Origin of the sequence: Variovorax stachyos, assembly GCF_051400855.1 — a bacterium.
GTDB lineage: Bacteria > Pseudomonadota > Gammaproteobacteria > Burkholderiales > Burkholderiaceae_C > Variovorax.
The window spans coordinates 49,460-68,583 of sequence record NZ_JBLFFN010000009.1 but is presented as its reverse complement, the minus strand read 5'-3'; the positions used below and the strand labels follow the sequence as shown (position 1 = coordinate 68,583).

The window sequence follows — 19,124 nt, the reverse complement described above, 5'->3', positions numbered from 1 at the left end:
AGCGGACCGTCAGGCGCGCGCCAGGCGCACCGCGTGCATCCACGCCCTTTGCAGCACCGCCGGCGAACGCGACTCTTCCGGAATCACCAGGAAGCCCCGGTCACGCATCGCGTTGCCCAGCGCGATCTGGCTGGTCAGGACCGTCAGCGGAATGGCCAGCAGCAGCGGCAGGCCCACGGGCATCAGCCAGGCCAGCGCGCTGACGTCGATCAGCGCGATGCCCACGGCCAGCGCCGCGATGACCAGCGACATCGGCGCCAACTGGCTGAAGGCGATGCGCCACGGCACGGCAGCGGCTTCCCGCGGCGGCGACTTCCAGTCGAGCTTGATGCCGGTGAGCGCCACCACCACGAACAGCGAGTGGGCCAGCATGCGCACGGGCGCCTGCACGATGGCCAGCGTGCTTTCCAGCGCGGCGCTCTTGAGCAGACCGCCGACACCGCCGTACTGGCGTTGCTCGCGGCGCAGTACCACGGCGGCAATGCCCAGCATGCGCGGCAGGAACAGCAGGCACAACGTCCACAGCCAGAGGCCGGCCAGTTCCATCGGCATCGCGAGCCAATGCGCGACCACGCTCGAGCCGGTGAGCCACAGGGCCGTGCCCAGCGTCAGGAAGGCGAGCCACATCGGCGCGGAGGCATAAGCCATGGTGCCGGTGACGAACATCGCGCGGTGCACCGGGTGCAGGCCGGGCTCGGCCATCAGGCGGGCGTTCTGCAGGTTGCCCTGGCACCAGCGGCGGTCGCGCTGCAGCTCGGCCAGCAGGTCCGGTGGTTGCTGCTCGTAGCTGCCGACCAGGTCGGCGACCAGCCACACGTGGTAGCCGGCGCGGCGCATCAGCGCGGCCTCGACGAAGTCGTGCGACATGATGCCGCCCGACATGCCGCCGGTGCCCTTGATCGGCGCCAGCGCGCAGTGCTGCATGAAGGGCTCGATGCGGATGATCGCGTTGTGGCCCCAGTAGTGCGACTCGCCGAGCTGCCAGAACTGCATGCCCAGCGTGAACAGGCGGCCCGTCACGCGCGAAGCGAACTGCTGGGCGCGGGCGTGCAGGGTGACGTGGCCGATGGCCTGCGTCGCGGTCTGGATGATGCCGGCCGTCGGATTGGCTTCCATCAGCTTGACCATCGAGGTCAGGCAGTCGCCGCTCATCACGCTGTCGGCATCGAGCACCACCATGTAGCGGTAGTCCTTGCCCCAGCGGCGGCAGAAGTCGGCCACGTTGCCGGCCTTGCGGTGGGTGCGGCGCTTGCGCAGGCGGTAGTACACCTCGACCTGCGGCTGGTTCGGGTTGTCCGCCAGCGCGGCGCGCAGATCTTCCCAGGCGGCGCGCTCGGCGGCGGCGACCTCGGGCGTGTAGCTGTCCGAGAGCACGAAGACGTCGAACTGCCTCGCATGGCCGGTCGCGGCCACCGATTCGCAGGTCGCGCGCAGCCCGGCAAAGACCGTGGCCACGTCCTCGTTGCAGATCGGCATGATGATCGCCGTGCGCGCCTCCGGGTTCATCGGATGGTCGGCCACCTGTTTGGCCGACAGCGCATGCTTGTCTCCGCGCACCGAGACATGGAAGCCCATGAGCGCGGTCACGAAGCCGGTCACGACCCAGCCCGAGAGCAGGCCGTAAAGGGCGATCTGGCTGTATTCGAGCCAGAGGTTGCCGTAGTCGGGCTGAACGCGGGCAAACAGCGTCGAGGCGACGACCGTGCTGAACACGGTGAGCGCCATGAAGGCCAGGCGGCGCTGCTGGGCCGCGCGTTCCCAGGCGGCCTGGGGGCGTTGCGGTGCGCGCGACGCCGCAGCCGCTGCCTTGCCGCCGGCGCCGAGCTTCACGAGCAGGGCCGTGCCGATGCTGTTCCAGAAGCCGCGCCAGGGACGCGGCGCCATCGAGCCGCGGTTGATCGGCGGCGCCGTCACCGAGTTGGGATGGCGTTCTTCACGCAGCGGGCTGCGGCGGGAGAAATCCGCCTCGGTGAGAACGTTGAGCTGGGAGAAATCGTTGGGCTTCATGTGCGACTCATCCGCGTTGCTTGTCGACGGAAGGCGTGTCGCCAATAGCCGGAAGACGCTTGAAGACGCAGTCCGGTGCCGCACCGCCGGCGTTGGCCAGGCCGGCCGGCGGATGACCCGCGGCGCGGGACCGCGAGAGGGAAAACTGCTTTTGACGCAGGCCGTCGCGCTGCGGACGCAGTGCGAAAGATGGGCTGGTAAGTGCTGTCATGCCCTTCTTAGGGCAAACCCCGTGCCAGCCTGGAAAAATCCTTTGGGATCAACCGCTTAGCGCGGCTCGATCAGTTTGGAACCGGCTTTTGAAACCAAAAGACCACCAAAACCCCTGATTCTGTCGCCGGATCCCGACAGCCTTGGTAAAGCCTCGGTCAATTTCCAAGGAAATCAAGCACTTAGGATCGTCGCTCGTCAGCGACAGCATCGCCGCCCGGCGGCACGGCATCGGATTTGAAGTGTCCGGGCGTGAGTCCATGCTTCTGCAGCAGCCGGTAGAACTCGGTGCGATTGCGATCCGCCAGACGCGCCGCGTCGGCCACGTTGCCGTCGGTCAGTTTGAGCAGGCCAACCAGGTACTCGCGCTCGAAGCGCTGCTTGGCCTCGGCATAGGTCTGGACCTCGACGCTGGGCGAGCGCAGTGCCCGCTGCACCAGGGCCAGCGGGATCAGCGGCGAGCTGGACAGCGCGCAGACCTGCTCGACCACGTTGAAGAGCTGGCGCACGTTCCCCGGCCAGGGCGCCATGGTCAGCGCCTTCAGCGCTTCCGGCGCAAACCCCGACAGGCGCTTGCCGTACTTGCTCGATAGCCGGTTCAGGAAATGGTTGGCCAGGAGCGGGATGTCTTCGCGCCGCGCCGAGAGCGGCGGCAGATGCAGCGTCACGACATTGAGACGGTAGTAGAGGTCCTCCCGGAACTGCCCGGCTTCCATGGCGGCATCGAGATCGCGATGGGTGGCGGAGATGATCCGCACGTCGACCTCGATGGACTGGGTCGAGCCCACCGGCCGCACCGCGTGCTCCTGCAGCACCCGCAGCAGCTTGACCTGCAGGGCGGGCGGCATGTCGCCGATCTCGTCGAGCAGGAGGGTGCCGCCGTCCGCTTGCTGGAACAGGCCCTTGTGATTGGCCACCGCGTCGGTAAAGGCGCCCTTCACATGGCCGAACAGCTCCGACTCCAGCAGTGCCTCCGGAATGGCCCCGCAGTTGACTGCCACGAAGGGCTTCTCGGCGCGCGCGCTGGCCCGGTGGATGGCGCGGGCCAGCAATTCCTTGCCGGCGCCGCTGTCGCCGCGCAGCAGCACGCTGGCGTCGGACTTGGCCACCATCCGGGCCTCGGCCAGCAGCTCGGCCATGCGGTTGCTGCGGCTCACGATCTCCGAGCGCCAGCTCTCGTCGACGCCTTTGCCGCCGCTGGGCGCGGGCGCGCCGAGGGCCAGCGCCTGCGCAATCTTGTCGAGCAGCTCGCGGGCGTCGTAGGGCTTGGTGAGGTAGGTGAAGACGCCGCGCGCCGTGGCTTCGACGGCGTCGGGAATGGTGCCGTGGGCAGTCAGCAGGATCACCGGCAGCGTGGGGTGGCGCTTGCGGATCTCGTCGAAGAGCTGCAGGCCGTCGCGGCCCGGCAGCCGGACGTCGCTCAACACCAGTTGCGGATGCTCGATCTCGAGCTGCGTCAATGCAGACTCGGCCGAGGTCACCGCGGTCACCTGGTAGCCGGCGCCCATCAGCCGCATCGACAGCAGGCGCAGCATGTCCGCGTCGTCGTCCACCACCAGCAGGCGGGCGCCGGGCGAGCTGGCGGATTCCTTCGCGGAGCCGGTGTTGTTCATGGCGTGGGTTTTGGAGCCGCCGGCGCGACGGGCGGTGGCGGGCTGTTGGGACGCGAGAAGCTGCGTTCGATGGCACGCAACGCCTCGATGCGGTCGCTCAGCTGTTCGATGCGGCGCTGGCTGTCGCGCAGCTGCTGCGCCTGCCGGTCGCGCTCGTCCTCGACGCGGCGCTGCTCCTGGTAGCGTGCGGCCAGCAGCCGGGCGAGCGAGTGCAGGGGCTGGGCCTCGCTCGCCGGATTGGCGATCACGCGCTGCACCAGGCCGAGCGCGCGCGAGAGATCGGCCGGGGCGCGCGTCTGCGAGAGCAGCAGTGCCAGCTGCATCTGCACGAGGGGCTGCTCGCCCGGCTCGCCCAGGCGCGAGATCTCGTTGGCGAGCTCGTTGCCGCCGAGAGGGCGCACCTTGTCGGCGTAACCGAGCAGGGCGGCCACCGGGCCTTGCGTGAGCTGCGCGAAGACCAGCGCCGGCTGCGTGGCCGGCGCCATCGGCTCGGCCTCGACGGGCTGCACCGGCGGTGGCGGCGGGGGAGGCGGTGGTGGCGGCTGCACCGCGACCGGCTCGGGCGGCGGTTCGGGCGGGGCGGCGCATGCAGCGAGCAGCAGCGGCACGACGAGCATGGTCATGGCGAATGCGGATCTGCGAGCGATCGGACTGAAGAGCATGGGTCGGAGAAAACGCTTGAAGCGGGGGCGGTGGTCAGGTGGAGCGCGGCAGCTCGATGCGGAAGCGCGCTCCGGGTCCCTCCGGCAGCAGCGTGATGCGACCGCCATGGGCTGCAATGTACTCCTGCACGATCGACAGCCCGATGCCAGTGCCCTTGACGGCATGCTGGGGTTGGCGCTCGCCGCGGTAGAAAGGCTCGAAGATGCGGTCGCGGTCGCCCTCGGCGATGCCGGGGCCCGCGTCCTGGATCTCGATGGAGACGATGTCGGGCGTGCTCGAGACGGCGATCGAGATGGTGCCGCCGCGCGTCGAATAGCGGATCGCGTTGGACAGCAGGTTGGCCACCGCAGTGCCCAGCTTCACCGGATCGACCACCACTGCGATCGGCTCGCCCTCGGCCCGCACGGTGAGCCCGTTGGACTGCCATTGCAGGCGCTGGGCCTCGATCTGCTCCTCGATCAGCGGCAGCAGGGGCGTGCGCTGGCGGCGCAGCTCGCGCGCCTCGAAGGCCGCGGCGTTGAAGCGCAGCAGCGCCTCGATCTGCCCCTGCAGCGCGACGGTGTTCTGCTGCAGGATCTGCGCCACTTCGCGCTGGGCCGGGTTCAGGGCGCCGGTCACGCCGTCCTCCAGCAGCGAAACCCCTTCGCGCAGCGCCGCCAGGGGGGTCTTGAGTTCATGCGAGACGTGGCGCAGGAAGCGCGCCTTGTCGGCGTCCAGCTCGGTCAGCCGCAGCCTCAGCCACTCGAGTTGTTGGGCAATGCGGCGCACGTCGGCCGGGCCGCGGATGTCGATCGGCTCATCGAGCCGGTTCTCGCCCAGCCCGACGATCGCGCGCTGCAGCCGCTTGAAGGGGCGCGCCAGCCAGACACCGAAGGCGAGCGCGAGCGCCACCGCCAGCGCGCTTGCGGCCAGCACTTCGCGCATCAGCCGCCGGCGAGCGTTCTCGATGCGCTGCGCCAGCGCGTTGTTCTGCGCCTCGATCAGGATCTGGGCCTGCTGGGCGAGATTGCTGTTGAGCGCGTCGAGGTCCCGGAACTGCATCGCCATCGAGCTCTCGCGAGCGAGCGCGGTCTCGGGTGCGCCGCTCATCAATCCCTGGATCACGGCGAGTTGCGCCCGCCAGAGGTCGAGGCCGGTGGCGGGAAGGCCGTTGGCGCCGAGTCGATCGAGCGCCTGGTGCGCGTCGCGCGCCGCGTCGTCGAAACGGCGGCGCAGCACTGCGTCGTTGAGCACCAGCGACTGGCGCCCGGCGCGCTCCATCGCGGCGCTGCGCTCGGCCAGGGACTGCGCCGCGCCCGAGAGCGTGAGTGCGCGCCCCGCGGCGTTGCGGCTCTGGGTCATCAGGACGTCGTACTGGAATACCGAGCGCAGGGCCACGCCCACCAGCAGCGCGGTGATCAGCAGGAACGCGAACAGCAGCAGCTGCTGGAACGAGCCGCGGGCGGACTTCAGGCTCGCCATCAGGCGGCCGGCGCGGCGAGCCCCGCCGATGACGCGGTCGATTCCGCGGTGGGCACCTCGCCGCGCAGCGTGTACGCCAGCGAACGGGTGATGCGCACGTCGATCATGCGACCGGCCAGCCGCGGGTCGCCTTCGAAATTGACCACCCGGTTGCACTCGGTGCGGCCCATCAGCTCGTTCGCATCCTTGCGCGAACGGCCTTCGACCAGCACGCGCTGCGTCGTGCCGACGAGGGCCTGGCCAAAGCGCTTGACGTTGCCGTCGATCACCGCCTGCAGCCGCTGCAGCCGTGCCAGCTTGATGTCGTGCGGAGTGTCGTCATGCAGCTGCGCCGCCGGCGTGCCGGGGCGCGGGCTGAAGATGAAACTGAAGCTGTTGTCGAACTCGAGCTCGTCGATCAGCTTCATCATCTTGTCGAAGTCCGCATCGGTCTCGCCCGGGAAGCCGACGATGAAGTCGCTGCTCAGCGAGAGTCCGGGGCGGATGGCGCGCAGCTTGCGTACCGTGCTCTTGTATTCCATGGCCGTGTAGCCGCGCTTCATTGCCATCAGGATGCGGTCGCTGCCGTGCTGCACCGGCAGGTGCAGGTGGCTCACCAGCTTCGGCACGCGGGCGTACGCCTCGATCAGGCGCGGCGTGAACTCGTTGGGATGACTGGTGGTGTAGCGGATCCGCTCGATGCCGGGGATCTCGGCGATGTACTCGATGAGCAGCGCGAAGTCGGCGATCTCGGCCCCTTGGCCCGTGCTGCCCATCCGGCCGCGGTAGGCATTCACGTTCTGGCCCAGCAGCGTGACCTCGCGCACGCCCTGGTCGGCCAGGCCGGCGACCTCGACCAGCACATCGTCCAGCGGCCGGTTCACTTCCTCGCCGCGGGTGTACGGCACCACGCAGTAGCTGCAGTACTTCGAGCAGCCTTCCATGATCGAGACGAAGGCGGTCGCGCCCTCGACCCGCGCCGGCGGCAGATGGTCGAATTTTTCGATCTCCGGAAAGCTGATGTCCACCTGCGGCTGCCCGGCGCGCTCGCGCTGGTGCAGCAGCTCGGGCAGGCGGTGCAGCGTCTGCGGGCCGAAGACCACGTCGACGTATGGGGCGCGCGCGATGATGGCTGCGCCTTCCTGGCTGGCCACGCAGCCGCCGACACCGATCTTCACGCCGCGCGCCTTGAGGTGCTTGACGCGGCCGAGGTCGGAGAACACCTTCTCCTGCGCCTTCTCGCGCACCGAGCAGGTGTTGAAGAGGATCAGGTCGGCTTCTTCCACGTCGGTGGTGGGCTCGTAGCCGTCGGCGGCGCGCAGTACGTCGGCCATCTTGTCCGAGTCGTACTCGTTCATCTGGCAGCCGAAGGTCTTGATGAAAACTTTGGGGGTCATGAGGAGGCTCCGTGGAGGTGCCGTCGGAAAGCGGACATCCGGCCACGAAGGTTGCAAGGCCTTCGCGTCCGGTATCCGAATTCGACAGCTACTGGCCGTAGCGGGGCAGTTGGTCGAACGGCGTCTTGCCGTCGTCGCGCGGGCCGGTGTCGGCCACGAAGGGCCAGAAGTTCAGCAGCGGCTTCTCGGCCGTTTGGCGCTTGGCCTGGGCCTCCTCGGGCGTGAGGATCCAGACCTCGCTCACCATGCCGGAGGCATCGCGCTTGTAGTTGACCAGCAGGTTCTGGCCGGTGAGGTTGGCCGGCATCACCAGCATCTGCTGGGCGCTGCGGATGCGCGCGCCCGGCGAGAGCCGCTCGGGCTGGCCGTCGAGCTGGATCTCGGGCGCATTCACGACCATGAAGCGGCCGCGCAGGGTGCCGACGGGAAAGTTGCGGCCGCCAAGCGCGGCCTCGTTCTGGGTCTGGACCGGCTCCTGCGCGGCAGCAGGCGCCATCAAGGCGCACAGTGCTACCAGAATCAGAGCAGTCCAGCGGGTGTTGCAGCGGTTCATGGTGTTCATCCAGAGGCTGTGAGGCAGCGGCGATTCTAGCGGTGGCCCTCCGCACTTTCCCCGAGAACGGAAGACCTTCCGTGCGGTGCTTCATGGCCGCTTTACTTATCTTTACGGCACCGATGGACGGCAGTCCCCCACCCCTGCTCCAATAGCTGTTGTCAGGCAAAAGTGCGCCTCGAACAACCGCGGCCGGCTTTCTACCCATCCAGAAGTGCTCATGAACAAGAAACTCGTCCTCGCCCTCGCGGGTGTGCTGATCCTGACCGCGGCCGGCGCGTGGCGCTGGGCAGCAAACAGGACGCAGGACGTGGCGCAGACGGGCGCGCCGCCCGCCGGAAGCACCGCCGTGCCCAGTCCCGGCGCCGGGGCACCAGCCCTGGTCACGCTGGCGGCGGCGCAGAAGCAGGACGTGCCGGTCACCCTGCAGGTCAACGGCAACGTGGTCTCGCTCAACAGCGTGGACCTGCGCCCGCAGGTCACGAACACGGTGCGCGAGGTGCATGTGAAGGAGGGCCAGTTCGTCAAGCAAGGGCAACTGCTCTTCACGCTCGACGACCGCCCCGACCAGGCCAACCTCGCCAAGGCCCGCGCCCAGCAGCAGAGGGACGAGGCCACGCTGGCCGACCTGGAGCGCCAGTACCGCCGCAGCCAGGAACTGGTGGCGCAGAACTTCATCGCCAAGGCCGCCGCCGATGCCACGCTGTCGCAGCTCGAGGCGCAGCGCGCCGCGGTGGCGGCGGACAAGGCCGCGGTCCAATCGGCCCAGGTGGCGCTCGGCTATGCGACGCTGCGCGCGCCCATTGCCGGGCGCATCGGCGCCATCAACATCTACCCGGGCACGCTGGTGCAGCCCAGCCTGTCGCTGGTGACCATCACCCAGCTCGATCCGATCGCAGTCAGCTTCCCGGTGCCCGAAGGCAGGCTGCAGGACCTGCTGGCCGCCGCGCGCTCGCACACGCAGGTCGAGGCGCTGGTGAGCGGGCGCAAGACGCCGATCAAAGGCACCCTCAACTTCGTCGACAACACGGTCGATCCGCTGATCGGCACCGTGCGTGCCAAGGCGGTGTTCGACAACGCCGACCAGGGCCTGTGGCCCGGCCAGTTCGTCGAGACCCGCGTGACCGTGCGCACGCTCGAGGGCGCCACCGTGATTCCCGCGGCCGCCATCATGATGCTGGCCGAGGGCAGCTCGGTCTACGTGGTCGATGCCGAGCGCACGGCAACGCGCCGCAAGGTCCAGGCGCTGTACACCTTCGGCACGCAGGTGGCGGTGCGCGGCGTGGAGCCCGGCGAGCAGGTGGTGATCGAAGGCAAGCAGAACGTGCGACCGGGGGGCAAGGTGCGGCTCGACAGCGCCGCTCAGCCGCAGCAGCGCCCGAACGGCAACGCCCCCGAGGCAACGCCGGGAAGCGCCGCATCGGCCAGGCCGGGCAACGCCAGCGTGGTCGCGGAGCGGGAGCGCATGTGAGCCGCACGGCCGTTTCGAAGGCTCATGGCACCGCAGCCAGCAGGGCGGAGGTTGTGCAATGAACATTTCCGAGCTCTGCATCCGACGTCCCGCGATGACGGTGCTGCTCTCGGCCGCCGCGGTGGTGGCCGGCATCTTCGCGTACTTCCAGATTCCAGTCGCGGCCCTGCCCAGCTACAACACGCCGGTCATCAACGTCAACGCGCAGTTGCCGGGCGCGAGCCCGGACACCATGGCGTCCTCGGTGGCGCTGCCGCTGGAGAAGCAGTTCTCCACCATTCCGGGGCTGTCGACCATCAGCTCGGTCAACACCCAGGGCGTGAGCTCGATCACGCTGGAATTCGTCAGCAGCCGCGACATCGACGCCGCCGCCGTCGACGTGCAAGCGGCGCTGCTGCGCGCACAGCGGCAGCTGCCGGTCGAGCTGACGCAGATGCCCTCGTACCGCAAGGTCAACCCCGCCGACGCGCCGGTGCTGTTCATCTCGCTGGTCTCGCCTTCGATGAATCCGGCGGAGCTGAACGACTATGCCGAGAACCTGATCTCGCCCACGCTCTCCACCATCGACGGCGTGGCCCAGGTCGCGGTGTACGGCCGGAAGGCCTTCGCGGTGCGCATCAAGGCCGATGCCGACCTGCTGAACGCACGCAACATCACGCTCGACGAGCTGGCCAATGCGGTGCGCCTCGCCAACGCCAACACGCCGGTGGGCGTGCTCGACGGCCCGCGCCAGACGCTCACCATCCAGGCCAACGAGCAGATGCTCAAGGCCGCCGACTTCGCCAAGGTGATCGTCGGCCAGCGCAATGGCGCGCCGGTGCGGCTGGACGAGGTGGCCACCATCGAGGACAGCTTCGAGTCGGTCAAGACCGCCAGCAGCTTCAACGGCGAGAGCTCGATCTCGCTGGCGGTGCTGCGCCAGCCGAACGCCAACACGGTGCAGGTGGTCGACGCGGTGCGCGCGCTGATGCCGCGCTTCCGCGAGGAGCTGCCGCAATCGGTCGAGATCAACATGGTCAATGACCGCTCGATCTCCATCCGCGAGGCGGTGCACGACGTGCAGCTCACGCTGCTGGGCACCGTGCTGCTGGTGGTGCTGGTGATCTTCCTGTTCCTGCACCGCGTGGTGGCCACGCTCATCCCGGCGGCCACCATCCCGATCTCGCTGATCGGTGCCGTGGCGCTGCTCTACGCCTTCGGCTACAGCCTGGACAACGTGTCGCTGCTGGGTATCACGCTCGCGGTCGGCCTGGTGGTCGACGACGCCATTGTGGTGCTGGAAAACATCATGCGCTACGTCGAGAAGGGCATGGAGCCGATGGCGGCCGCGCTGCGCGGCTCGCGCGAGGTGGGCTTCACCATCGTCTCGATCTCCATCTCGCTGGTGGCGGTGTTCATCCCGATCTTCTTCATGCCGGGCGTGATCGGCCTGCTGTTCCACGAGTTCGCCGTGGTGGTGGGCCTGGCGGTGATGGTCTCGGCCGTCGTCTCGCTGACGCTGGTGCCGATGCTCGCGAGCCGGCTGCTGCGCCATCAGCCGCGCGAGGGCGGCGTGGCCGCCGCCGGGCCGCCCCAAGGCGGCCACGCCTCCCCCTCGGGGGGTGGCGAAGCACACAAAGTGGCGAGCTGGGGGGCCGATATTGACCACGAGGAAACCCATCCCGAGCCCGGCACCGCCATCGGCCGTGCCTTCGAGCGAGGCTACCGCTGGGTCCACGGCAGCTACATGCGCACGCTCGACTGGACGCTGCACCGCCGCAATCTCATGCTGGGCGTGGCGGCCGCGACCTTCGCCATGACGGCCTGGATGTTCGTCACCATCCCCAAGGGCTTCTTCCCCGAGGAAGACATCGGCCAGATCCAGATCACCACCGAGGCGGCCGAGGACATTTCCTTCCCCGCGATGCAGGCCTTGCAGGACCGCGTGGCCGACGCCCTGATGGCCGACCCGAGCGTGGCCTACGTCAACTCCTTCATCGGTGTCGGCGGCCCGACCGCGACGCAGAATGCCGGCCGCTTGTTCGCAGTGCTCAAGCCGCGCAGCGAGCGGCCGAAGATGCCGCAGGTGCTCGAGCAGCTGCGCAAGCGCTTCCGCGAGATTCCGGGCGTCGCCGTCTACATGCAGCCGGTGCAGAACCTGCGCCTGGGCGGCCGCCAGAGCAAGGCGCGCTTCCAGTACACGCTGCAGAGCGTGAACGCCGGCGCCATCGGTGGATGGGCCGACAAGCTGATGGAACGCATGCGCGCCGACCCCGACTTCCGCGACGTCACCAGCGACTCGCAGAACCGCGGCCTGCAGGCCACGCTGGAGATCGACCGCGACAAGGCCGGCGTGCTTGGCGTCGCCGTCGGCGACCTGCGCACCGCCCTCTACAACGCCTATGGCGACCGCCAGATCGGCAGCATCTACGCGCCCAGCAATACCTACCAGGTGATCCTTTCGGCGGCCGACGACGACCGCCAGTTCGAGGAGGACATGTCGCGCCTGTCGGTGCGCAACAAGGCCGGGCAGCTGGTGCCGCTGTCGGCCTTCTCGACCGTCAAGCGCACCGTGGGCCCGACCTCCGTCAACCACCAGGGCCAGCTGCAGGCGGTGACGGTGTCATTCAACCTGGCGCCGGACGTGCCGCTTGGCAATGCGACCGCGAAGATCGACCAGCTGAAGGCCGGGCTCAAGATCCCGCCCTCGATCATCACCAGCTATGGCGGCGACGCCGCGGTGTTCCAGAGTTCGCAGGCCAGCCAGGCCGTGCTGCTGGTGCTGGCGGTGCTGGTCATCTACGTGCTGCTGGGCGTGCTGTACGAGAGCTACATCCACCCGCTCACCATCCTGGCGGGCCTGCCCTCGGCGGCGGTGGGAGCGCTGCTCTCGCTCAAGCTCTTCGGCTTCGACCTGACGCTGATCGCGACCATCGGCATCCTGCTCCTGATCGGCATCGTCAAGAAGAACGCGATCATGATGATCGACTTCGCGCTGGACGCGCAGCGCACCCAGGGCATGCAGCCGGTCGACGCGATACGGGAGGCCTGCCGGCTGCGCTTCCGCCCAATTTTGATGACCACGCTGGCCGCCCTCATGGGTGCGCTGCCGCTCGCACTGGGCTTGGGTGCCGGCGCCGAGTTGCGCCAGCCGCTGGGCGTCGCGGTGGTCGGCGGGCTGATCTTCTCGCAGGTGATCACCCTGTACATCACGCCAGCCATATATCTCGCGCTGGACCGCTACAGCGGCAGCGGGCCGATGCAGGAGCTACCGGGGGAAAAGCTGGCGCACGCGGCGCCTGGATCTGCCGCCTGAGCATCGACAAGGCCGAGCTCTCACGCGACGCATCAGGCACGAGAGTGGCAGTCAATTGATGTCGCGGATCAAACGTGTTACCTGGTCTTGAACGGGCGAGGAATGCAGCGCTGCGGAGCCGGCGATCCGCTGCTCCATGCGAATCTTTATAAAGTAGGTGCTGGACAAGGCGTTGTTTTGTCTGAGCTTGGCAATGAAATCGATGAGATCCGTCGCGATTGCCACTTCGCCCAAGTCCATTCTTCGCCTGGCCTGATACCAAAAATCGACGAGGCCTTCCGCAAACTCTGGGGTGTGAAGCGACTCAGGCCGGTATTTGTGCGCCGCGACTAGCAAGGCAAGAGCGCTATCCGGAGGCAGAATTGCCGCCACGGCGCCCATGAGCTGCATCGCAGCCGGAGCGATGATCGCCGCAAAATCCCCGGCAACCTTCTGCACGTCGAGTTCTCCGCTCTGCAGCTTGTCGGCAATCGACTTGGCGCATGAAAGCTTGTCATTCCAGCCGGAAATCGAGCCCAGATGCTCGATCGCGCTCCGCACCTCGACGGAAGCTGACTTGAGCGCATTCTCAAGGAGCTGCTGCTCCTTCTCCTCCTTCGCCCGCCGCTGTGCGGTGTGTGATGCCGTCGCAAGCTCGACAGACCGTGCGGTGTCTTTTTCCATTTGGTCCGACGTGTTGGAGATGACTGCGAGTCGGTTGATTGACTTGCGGGATTTGTCCTCGACAACTTGGAGCCGTTGTTGAAGTTGACCAAGCAACCCCGTGCCCTCCAGGTCCGCCTTGATTTTGGGCTTGATGTAGTTCGAGCTGCCGATGTCGTTGCCGACGATGTTTGCCCAGAGCCCGAGCGGGTGCCAGTGGGCGATCTCCATGCCCGTCAACTCGGCCCCGTACTCGATAGCTCTGACAAGCCTCTCTACGTCGCCAGCGGTTCGGCAGGTTCCCACTGCCGAGTTTGCGAGCCACTTCGCGCACCTTCCCGGCATACCCGAAAGCAGCGTGGCCGACAAGAAGCCTTGGAAGTCAAACAGCTCCCCGAGATCCTGCGCGCCTTGAGTCAGATGCCCCATCAATCCTGTGACGAACTTCGCCTGCGATGCTGTCGTGCGCTCGCCGGGGCATAGTGTCGCGATCAGCGTTCCAAGGTCGAACTGCTGTTCGCGCAGGCCCTTCTCCACTTTCGCGAACAGTGCAACTATCTTGGGGTCGTGCAAGAAATCGAACTCTTGCTTCCCGGGGCCCTCCGCTCCGGCCATCGCAAGGTTGATATCCAACACGAGCAAGGCAAGCGCGGTGTCCACTTGGCCCCGCTCGACCGGGCTCATTCCTTGGAGCTTCTCAACGTGCGCGGCGAGCTCGCGAGACTTTTTACACGCCGTGGACACCTTGTGGTTCGCGAGAAGCGTGAGGACCTTGTCGCGCGCGCTTGGGGGACAGCCCTGAATAAGCAGCACCAATTGCGTGCCGTAGGCCTTGGGATCACCATCGATCGTGCTTTTCACCCTGTCGATGTAGAGGGTCCTTTCGTGCTTTGCCTCAGTGCGATCGAAAGCCGGTTGGGCCGGAGGCAGCGTCTCGATGAGCCCGTATTCCTCCGTCCCGGCGAGCAGATCCTTGGCTGTCCGGTCGCAAAGAAGATGGAATTGCTGGGCTGCCTTGACGTCCAGCTTCACCAGGAGCTTGAAGACCGGGAGCAAAAAGGCTCCCTGACCGGACAGCTTTTCGCCAAAACGCATCGTCTTCGCTTTCAGCTCGATGACCATGTTCTCGATGACCTGCTGATCTCGAAGGACATTGCAAGCCACGTCGTCAAGGTTGAGCGCGTGGAGCAGGTTGATGGCGGTCTTGATCGGAGTCTTGAAGTCCCCTCCCGGGTACCGGTCAGAGAGTTCTTTGTGATGTTTCTCCAGGTGCGGCGGCCAGTTCGTCTTCAGCCTGGGAGGCTGGAGGTTCTTCACTTTCTTGCCGCCGCCCTTGGTAGCCTTTTCGTCGCCTGAGGAATCGTCGTCCTCCTTGCGGGCCCTGAAGATTGTTGACGATTTGAATCGACGCGTTAGGGCTTCCATAGGGCTCTCTTAAATTCGAGTTAGTGGAACTCCTTAAGTAACGGCCGGGTACAGATTGTTCCGACCTGCGAGAACGTCGTCCCACATCGCAAAGCGCCAGCGCAGGTTGTCGACGATCCTCGCGAACTCGACATGCCCCACTCGCCCGTGCTCGACGCTGATCCAGAGCGTGTAGCGCCCACTCGATCGGTTCGCGGTCAGAACCCATCTTCCATCCACGTCATCGCCGAGTTCCAGCTCTTCGGATGACTCTTCGTCGGCTTGCGGCGAACCTTCAGGAACCGCGTCGGGCCCGGGGTGCGCGAAGAACAGCAGGTCGTCTTCCGATTCGCTCATCTGAACACCGAGCCAGCGCGTATCGTCGATCGGAAGGGGAAAGACATTTTCCTCGCCGGGGCCCGGAGGGCTGTCGAGCCTGCCTTCACAAGCAAGGAAGTTGGGGACCAGGCAGTCGAGCGGCAGGGTATTCACCCGCCTTCAGTAACTTCAGCAATGAGAGAGTTCCCAAGGCCTAGCGTCACTTCGCGAACAGCCGCCCAATGTCGGCAAAGGCCTTGAGCTCCAGCGCGTTCCCCGAGGGGTCGAGGAAGAACATCGTCGCCTGCTCGCCCGGCTCGCCCTTGAAGCGGATGTACGGCTCGATCACGAATTCGACGCCGTGCGCCTTCAGCCGGGCCGCCATCCCCTCCCACTCCGGCATCGGCAGCACGATTCCGAAATGCCGCACCGGAACGCCGTGCCCGTCGACCGCATTGCGCTGCGAGGCGCCGGTCTCCCCGGCCGCGAGGTGAGCCACGATCTGGTGGCCGTAGAAGTTGAAGTCCACCCAATCCTCCGAGCTGCGGCCCTCGGGGCAGCCCAGCAGCTCGCCGTAGAACCGGCGGGCCAGCGCGAGGTCGTGAACCGGGAAGGCGAGATGAAAGGGGGACAGCAGGGCGGGGTTGGTGGTCGGCGTGATCATGGCGGGGCTTGGCGTTGAAAGGGGATGCGTGATCCTAGGCTCGCGGGAGAAGAAAAAAAATCAATATATATTTGCCCGAAGCATCAACAGAATTTGTGAATGATCCGCGAGCTGAAGACCTTCATTGCCGTGGCCCGCGAAGGCACCTTCGCCGCCGCCGGCCAGAAGATCGGCCTCACGCAGGCGGCAGTCAGCGCGCAGATGCAACGGTTGGAGGCGGAACTCGGCTTCGCGCTCTTCGACCGCACCGGCCGCTCGGCGCGCCTGAATGCGATGGGTCAGGAGACGCTGGCGCAGGCCACGGAGCTGATCGGGCTCTACGGCCAGCTGGGCTCGCCCCACGCTGCATCGCGCGCGGCAGAGGTGCTCCATATCGGCGCGATCGCGTCCGCGCAGCGCCTGCTGCTGCCCGAAGCGCTGGCCGCCTTCCACCGGCAGGCGCCGGGCTGCCGCACGCGCGTGGCGCCCGGCGTGTCGATGGACCTGTTCAACCGTGTCGACGCCGGCGAGCTCGACATGGCCATCATCATCCGTCCGCCCTTCGCACTGCAGAGCGACCTGCGCTGGACCACGCTGGCGCACGAGCCCTTCCGCCTGCTGGTGCCGCGCCGGATCGAGGGCAGCGACTGGGCCGAGCTGCTGTCCGGCCATCCCTTCGTGCGCTACGACCGCCACTCCTTCGGCGGCCGGCAGGTCGACCGCTTCCTGCGCGCCGCGCACCTCGACGTGCAGGACATCTGCGAGGTCGACGAACTGGATGCGATCGTGCGGCTGGTCGCCAAGGGGCTGGGCGTGGCCCTGGTGCCGCAGACTGCCACGCACCGCCGCTGGCCCGCCGGGGTGCGGGCCATCGACCTCGGCCGCCACACCTTCCACCGCGACATCGGCCTGGTGCATCGCGCCAGCCGCCACGCCGGTGGACCCGGCAGCTTGCTGGCGAAGGAGGTGCGCGCGGCCTACGGGGCGGCGTAGCAGGGCAAGTTCAGATCACCGGATCCCGCTGCAACGCGACCGCCGGCCTGCTGCTCGCGAACTGCCCGCCGGTGCGTGCTGCCGCCGCGGCGTGCGGCGAGGAAGTCACGGGCGCACCCTGCACCACCCGCAGGGCCCAGTCGCACACCACCTCGATGAAGATCTGCTGCGAAGCCATCGAGGTGAGGCTGTGGTCGATCTCGCCGATGAACTGGTACTCGAAGTGCTTCGTGAAAGCCTCCTTCGCGAAGGGGCCGAGCTGGTCCCGGTTGCGGTCGGTCACGTGCATGGTGCCGGTGTAGAGCAGCAGCACCGACACGTTGCGCTCCGCGATCTGCGTCATGGAGCGGCGGAACAGCGCGGCCGTGACCTCCGGTGGATCGGGCTCGAAGATGTGCGGCGCCGCGGCGGCTGCGGCGGCGGCGGAGAACTTGCGCCGCAGCCAGCGCACCGTCTTGCCTATGACCGCGGGATTGGTCAATGCCAGTGCGCGCCACAAGCTGCGCTCCAGCTGCGCGCGCCGGCCGGGGAAGGCATAGCCGTCGAACATCAGCAGGCCCACGACGCGGGCGTCGGCCACTGCCAGCGACAGCCCGTTGGTCGCGCCGGAGCACAGGCCGATCACGATGAAGCGGCGCACGCCCAGCATGGTCTGGATCAGGTTCATGGCCGCCTGCAGGTCGAGCACCGCCTGCGTGAGGAAGTGCTCGGAGCCGCTGGCCGGCCCGCTGTCGCCCAGGCCGGCGAGGTCCATGCGGATGCAGCTGATGCCGCGCGTCGCCATTTCCCGAGCCAGCTTGACGTTGATGCGCCGCGGCCCGATCCGGTGGTTGGCGCCCATGTTGAGCATCAGGCAGGCCACCGGCGCCAGCGGTCCCTCGGCCGGCGTGGTGATGATGCCGATCAGCGAGCCGTCGGGTCCGAACTGAACGGGTGTCTCTTTGTAGTCACTCATGTATTACCGCCAGCAGTCGTTGCAGCGCCTCCGTGGGAACCATCGCGTTGTTGGGATGCGGATCGGAGGTCCAGACCAGCGGGTGCTGGAAAGCCGAGATTCGCAACGGCATGTGGCGGGCCGTCTCCTGGGCCGCCCATTGCTGGGTCGCGTGGTCCTCGGCATCGGCCAGGACCACCGTTTCGTGCAGCGCGGTGAGCTGCAGGCTGGCCGGCGAGAGCGCGCGCAATTGCTCGCGCATCAGCGGCGACACGCCGAAGCCGAAGGTCTCTTCGGTGAAGGCATCCGGGTCCCGGGCCAGCTGGCGACGCCAGGCCGCGTCCGGCACGCAGAAGGAGCGCTCCAGCGCATCGACGTGGCCGGCGCGAAGCTCGTCGACGTAGCGTGCGCCGTCCACGATAGGGTCCCAGAGGATCAGCCGCGCCGGGTCGCAGCGCCCGCTCTTGGCGGCCATCACCGCCAGCGCCGCGCCCAGGCGCGCGCCGAGCCAGATGATGCGCCGGCTGCCGGTGCGCCGCCGCAGCTCCTCGTGCGCGGCGCAGACATCGCGGCGCCAGCCCTCGAGATCGCCGTCGGTGTCCTCGCCGGGCGAGTCGCCGCTGCCGTAGTAGTCGAAGCGCAGCACCGCCACGCCGGCCCGCGCGAGCCGGTCGCCCAGCACGCGGAACAGCCGGTGCGCGCGCACGGCCTCCTGGCCCAGGGGCATGCAGATCACCACCGCGAGCCTGGCGTCGCGCTCGGGTGCGTGGAAAAGCCCGAACAGCTGCCTGGAGGCCGGGCCGAAGAGCATCGGAGTCATGCGTACATCTCGTTGTCGACCAGGGGCCGGCACGCTGGCTGGGCCGGCCCGCAGGCCAGCACGCGGGCCACGGCGCACTGCGCTCCCTGGACATCATGGAAAGAGGATAGCGCGAGCCGCGCGCAGCCGTCCGCGGCCTCGATTTGCACCTCGCACGCATCGGGCGAGACGCCCACCTCGAAGCTGCGCGTGTCAACCGACAGTCCCATGCCGGTGGCCTTGAGGCAGGCCTCCTTGCGCGTCCAGCAGCAGAGAAAGGCCCGGTCGCGCGCCTGCTGCGGCAGCGCGGCCAGCGCGCTCCGCTCGGCCGCGCTGAAATAGGTCTCGGCCAGGGCCTCGGCGTCGGGTATCGGGCGCAGCAGCTCGATGTCCACGCCCACCTCGGCATCGTCGCAGACCGCGATCAGCGCCAGCGACTCGCTGTGGCTGAGATTGAAGCGCAGCCCGCGGTGCTCGACGAGGCTCGGCTTGCCCAAGGGGCCCAGAGCGAATTCCAGCGTGGAGGCCGGAATGCCGCATTGCGAGGAGAGCGTCTCGCGCAGCGCAGCATGAGCGGCGATGAAGCGATTGCGATCGCGCTTGAAGACGAAGCGCCGGGCGCGGTCCCATTCCGCTTCCGAGAGGGCGGCCACGGCCTGCGGCGCCGGCGCGGCGTCCAGGTCCACCTGCCAGAGGCGGCAGTTCATCGAGGAAGGGAGCTGCAGGGTCGTCATGGGCGGTT

15 protein-coding genes are annotated in these 19,124 nt (G+C 67.7%); 3 read left to right on the top strand and 12 right to left on the bottom strand.

Annotated elements, in window-relative coordinates; translation table 11 throughout:
• Window positions 1-9: 9 nt before the first annotated feature.
• From mdoH to ACMGEZ_RS17670, 6 genes are all read right to left on the bottom strand, one after another.
• Entirely contained in the window at window positions 10-2,007 is a 1,998-nt protein-coding gene (mdoH, locus tag ACMGEZ_RS17695; protein ID WP_436823582.1) for a glucans biosynthesis glucosyltransferase MdoH, read from the bottom strand.
• A gap of 392 nt (window positions 2,008-2,399) precedes the next feature.
• Window positions 2,400-3,830 (bottom strand): sigma 54-interacting transcriptional regulator, encoded by a 1,431-nt coding sequence (locus ACMGEZ_RS17690; protein WP_436823581.1) that lies wholly within the window; start codon window positions 3,828-3,830, stop codon window positions 2,400-2,402.
• Window positions 3,827-4,453, bottom strand: a complete 627-nt coding sequence (locus ACMGEZ_RS17685; protein ID WP_436823580.1) for a hypothetical protein — start codon at window positions 4,451-4,453, stop codon at window positions 3,827-3,829. The genes ACMGEZ_RS17690 and ACMGEZ_RS17685 overlap by 4 nt, the downstream gene beginning before the upstream one ends.
• A gap of 73 nt (window positions 4,454-4,526) precedes the next feature.
• Entirely contained in the window at window positions 4,527-5,954 is a 1,428-nt protein-coding gene (locus ACMGEZ_RS17680) for a sensor histidine kinase (protein ID WP_436823579.1), read from the bottom strand.
• Window positions 5,954-7,330, bottom strand: coding sequence for a tRNA (N6-isopentenyl adenosine(37)-C2)-methylthiotransferase MiaB (gene miaB, locus ACMGEZ_RS17675; protein ID WP_436823578.1), 1,377 nt, complete (start codon window positions 7,328-7,330; stop codon window positions 5,954-5,956). Before miaB ends, ACMGEZ_RS17680 begins: the two co-directional genes overlap by 1 nt.
• Before the next feature lie 88 nt (window positions 7,331-7,418).
• Window positions 7,419-7,883, bottom strand: a complete 465-nt coding sequence (locus ACMGEZ_RS17670) for a hypothetical protein (RefSeq protein ID WP_436823577.1) — start codon at window positions 7,881-7,883, stop codon at window positions 7,419-7,421.
• A gap of 310 nt (window positions 7,884-8,193) precedes the next feature.
• Here ACMGEZ_RS17670 and ACMGEZ_RS17665 point away from each other — a divergent pair, with 310 nt between their 5' ends.
• Window positions 8,194-9,354: an efflux RND transporter periplasmic adaptor subunit gene (locus tag ACMGEZ_RS17665; protein WP_436823704.1), complete on the top strand. Its 1,161-nt coding sequence runs from the start codon at window positions 8,194-8,196 to the stop codon at window positions 9,352-9,354.
• A gap of 58 nt (window positions 9,355-9,412) precedes the next feature.
• Entirely contained in the window at window positions 9,413-12,649 is a 3,237-nt protein-coding gene (locus tag ACMGEZ_RS17660; RefSeq protein WP_436823576.1) for an efflux RND transporter permease subunit, read from the top strand.
• A gap of 51 nt (window positions 12,650-12,700) precedes the next feature.
• Here ACMGEZ_RS17660 and ACMGEZ_RS17655 read toward each other — a convergent pair whose 3' ends face one another.
• From ACMGEZ_RS17655 to ACMGEZ_RS17645, 3 genes are read right to left on the bottom strand one after another with little or no spacing between them, the layout of a single operon-like run.
• Entirely contained in the window at window positions 12,701-14,716 is a 2,016-nt protein-coding gene (locus ACMGEZ_RS17655; RefSeq protein WP_436823575.1) for a hypothetical protein, read from the bottom strand.
• A 33-nt stretch (window positions 14,717-14,749) separates the two neighbouring features.
• Window positions 14,750-15,187 carry a hypothetical protein gene (locus ACMGEZ_RS17650; protein WP_436823574.1) on the bottom strand — a complete coding sequence of 146 codons (438 nt, stop codon included), beginning with the start codon at window positions 15,185-15,187 and terminating at the stop codon, window positions 14,750-14,752.
• A 46-nt stretch (window positions 15,188-15,233) separates the two neighbouring features.
• Entirely contained in the window at window positions 15,234-15,677 is a 444-nt protein-coding gene (locus ACMGEZ_RS17645; protein WP_436823573.1) for a VOC family protein, read from the bottom strand.
• Between the two features lie 99 nt (window positions 15,678-15,776).
• On the opposite strand from ACMGEZ_RS17645, the gene ACMGEZ_RS17640 reads away from it, so the two are divergent.
• Window positions 15,777-16,649 carry a LysR family transcriptional regulator gene (locus ACMGEZ_RS17640; RefSeq protein ID WP_436823572.1) on the top strand — a complete coding sequence of 291 codons (873 nt, stop codon included), beginning with the start codon at window positions 15,777-15,779 and terminating at the stop codon, window positions 16,647-16,649.
• Between the two features lie 10 nt (window positions 16,650-16,659).
• On the opposite strand, the gene ACMGEZ_RS17635 is transcribed toward ACMGEZ_RS17640, so the two are convergent.
• From ACMGEZ_RS17635 to ACMGEZ_RS17625, 3 genes are read right to left on the bottom strand one after another with little or no spacing between them, the layout of a single operon-like run.
• Window positions 16,660-17,604, bottom strand: a complete 945-nt coding sequence (locus ACMGEZ_RS17635) for an alpha/beta fold hydrolase (protein WP_436823571.1) — start codon at window positions 17,602-17,604, stop codon at window positions 16,660-16,662.
• Complete coding sequence (locus tag ACMGEZ_RS17630) at window positions 17,597-18,403, bottom strand: alpha/beta fold hydrolase (protein ID WP_436823570.1); 807 nt, start codon at window positions 18,401-18,403, stop codon at window positions 17,597-17,599. Before ACMGEZ_RS17630 ends, ACMGEZ_RS17635 begins: the two co-directional genes overlap by 8 nt.
• A complete protein-coding gene (locus ACMGEZ_RS17625; protein WP_436823569.1) occupies window positions 18,400-19,116 on the bottom strand; it encodes a 4'-phosphopantetheinyl transferase family protein in 717 nt (238 codons plus the stop codon). The genes ACMGEZ_RS17630 and ACMGEZ_RS17625 overlap by 4 nt, the downstream gene beginning before the upstream one ends.
• Window positions 19,117-19,124: the final 8 nt, after the last annotated feature.

Excerpts from the sequence above, each read along its gene's own strand:
- mdoH (WP_436823582.1), bottom strand. The coding sequence starts at position 2,007 with ATGAAGCCCAACGATTTCTCCCAGCTCAACGTTCTCACCGAGGCGGAT.
- ACMGEZ_RS17640 (WP_436823572.1), top strand. The coding sequence starts at position 15,777 with ATGATCCGCGAGCTGAAGACCTTCATTGCCGTGGCCCGCGAAGGCACC.
- ACMGEZ_RS17670 (WP_436823577.1), bottom strand. The coding sequence starts at position 7,883 with ATGAACCGCTGCAACACCCGCTGGACTGCTCTGATTCTGGTAGCACTG.
- miaB (WP_436823578.1), bottom strand. The coding sequence starts at position 7,330 with ATGACCCCCAAAGTTTTCATCAAGACCTTCGGCTGCCAGATGAACGAG.
- ACMGEZ_RS17680 (WP_436823579.1), bottom strand. The coding sequence starts at position 5,954 with ATGGCGAGCCTGAAGTCCGCCCGCGGCTCGTTCCAGCAGCTGCTGCTG.
- ACMGEZ_RS17660 (WP_436823576.1), top strand. The coding sequence starts at position 9,413 with ATGAACATTTCCGAGCTCTGCATCCGACGTCCCGCGATGACGGTGCTG.
- ACMGEZ_RS17690 (WP_436823581.1), bottom strand. The coding sequence starts at position 3,830 with ATGAACAACACCGGCTCCGCGAAGGAATCCGCCAGCTCGCCCGGCGCC.
- ACMGEZ_RS17635 (WP_436823571.1), bottom strand. The coding sequence starts at position 17,604 with ATGAGTGACTACAAAGAGACACCCGTTCAGTTCGGACCCGACGGCTCG.
- ACMGEZ_RS17645 (WP_436823573.1), bottom strand. The coding sequence starts at position 15,677 with ATGATCACGCCGACCACCAACCCCGCCCTGCTGTCCCCCTTTCATCTC.
- ACMGEZ_RS17625 (WP_436823569.1), bottom strand. The coding sequence starts at position 19,116 with ATGACGACCCTGCAGCTCCCTTCCTCGATGAACTGCCGCCTCTGGCAG.
- ACMGEZ_RS17655 (WP_436823575.1), bottom strand. The coding sequence starts at position 14,716 with ATGGAAGCCCTAACGCGTCGATTCAAATCGTCAACAATCTTCAGGGCC.
- ACMGEZ_RS17685 (WP_436823580.1), bottom strand. The coding sequence starts at position 4,453 with ATGACCATGCTCGTCGTGCCGCTGCTGCTCGCTGCATGCGCCGCCCCG.
- ACMGEZ_RS17630 (WP_436823570.1), bottom strand. The coding sequence starts at position 18,403 with ATGACTCCGATGCTCTTCGGCCCGGCCTCCAGGCAGCTGTTCGGGCTT.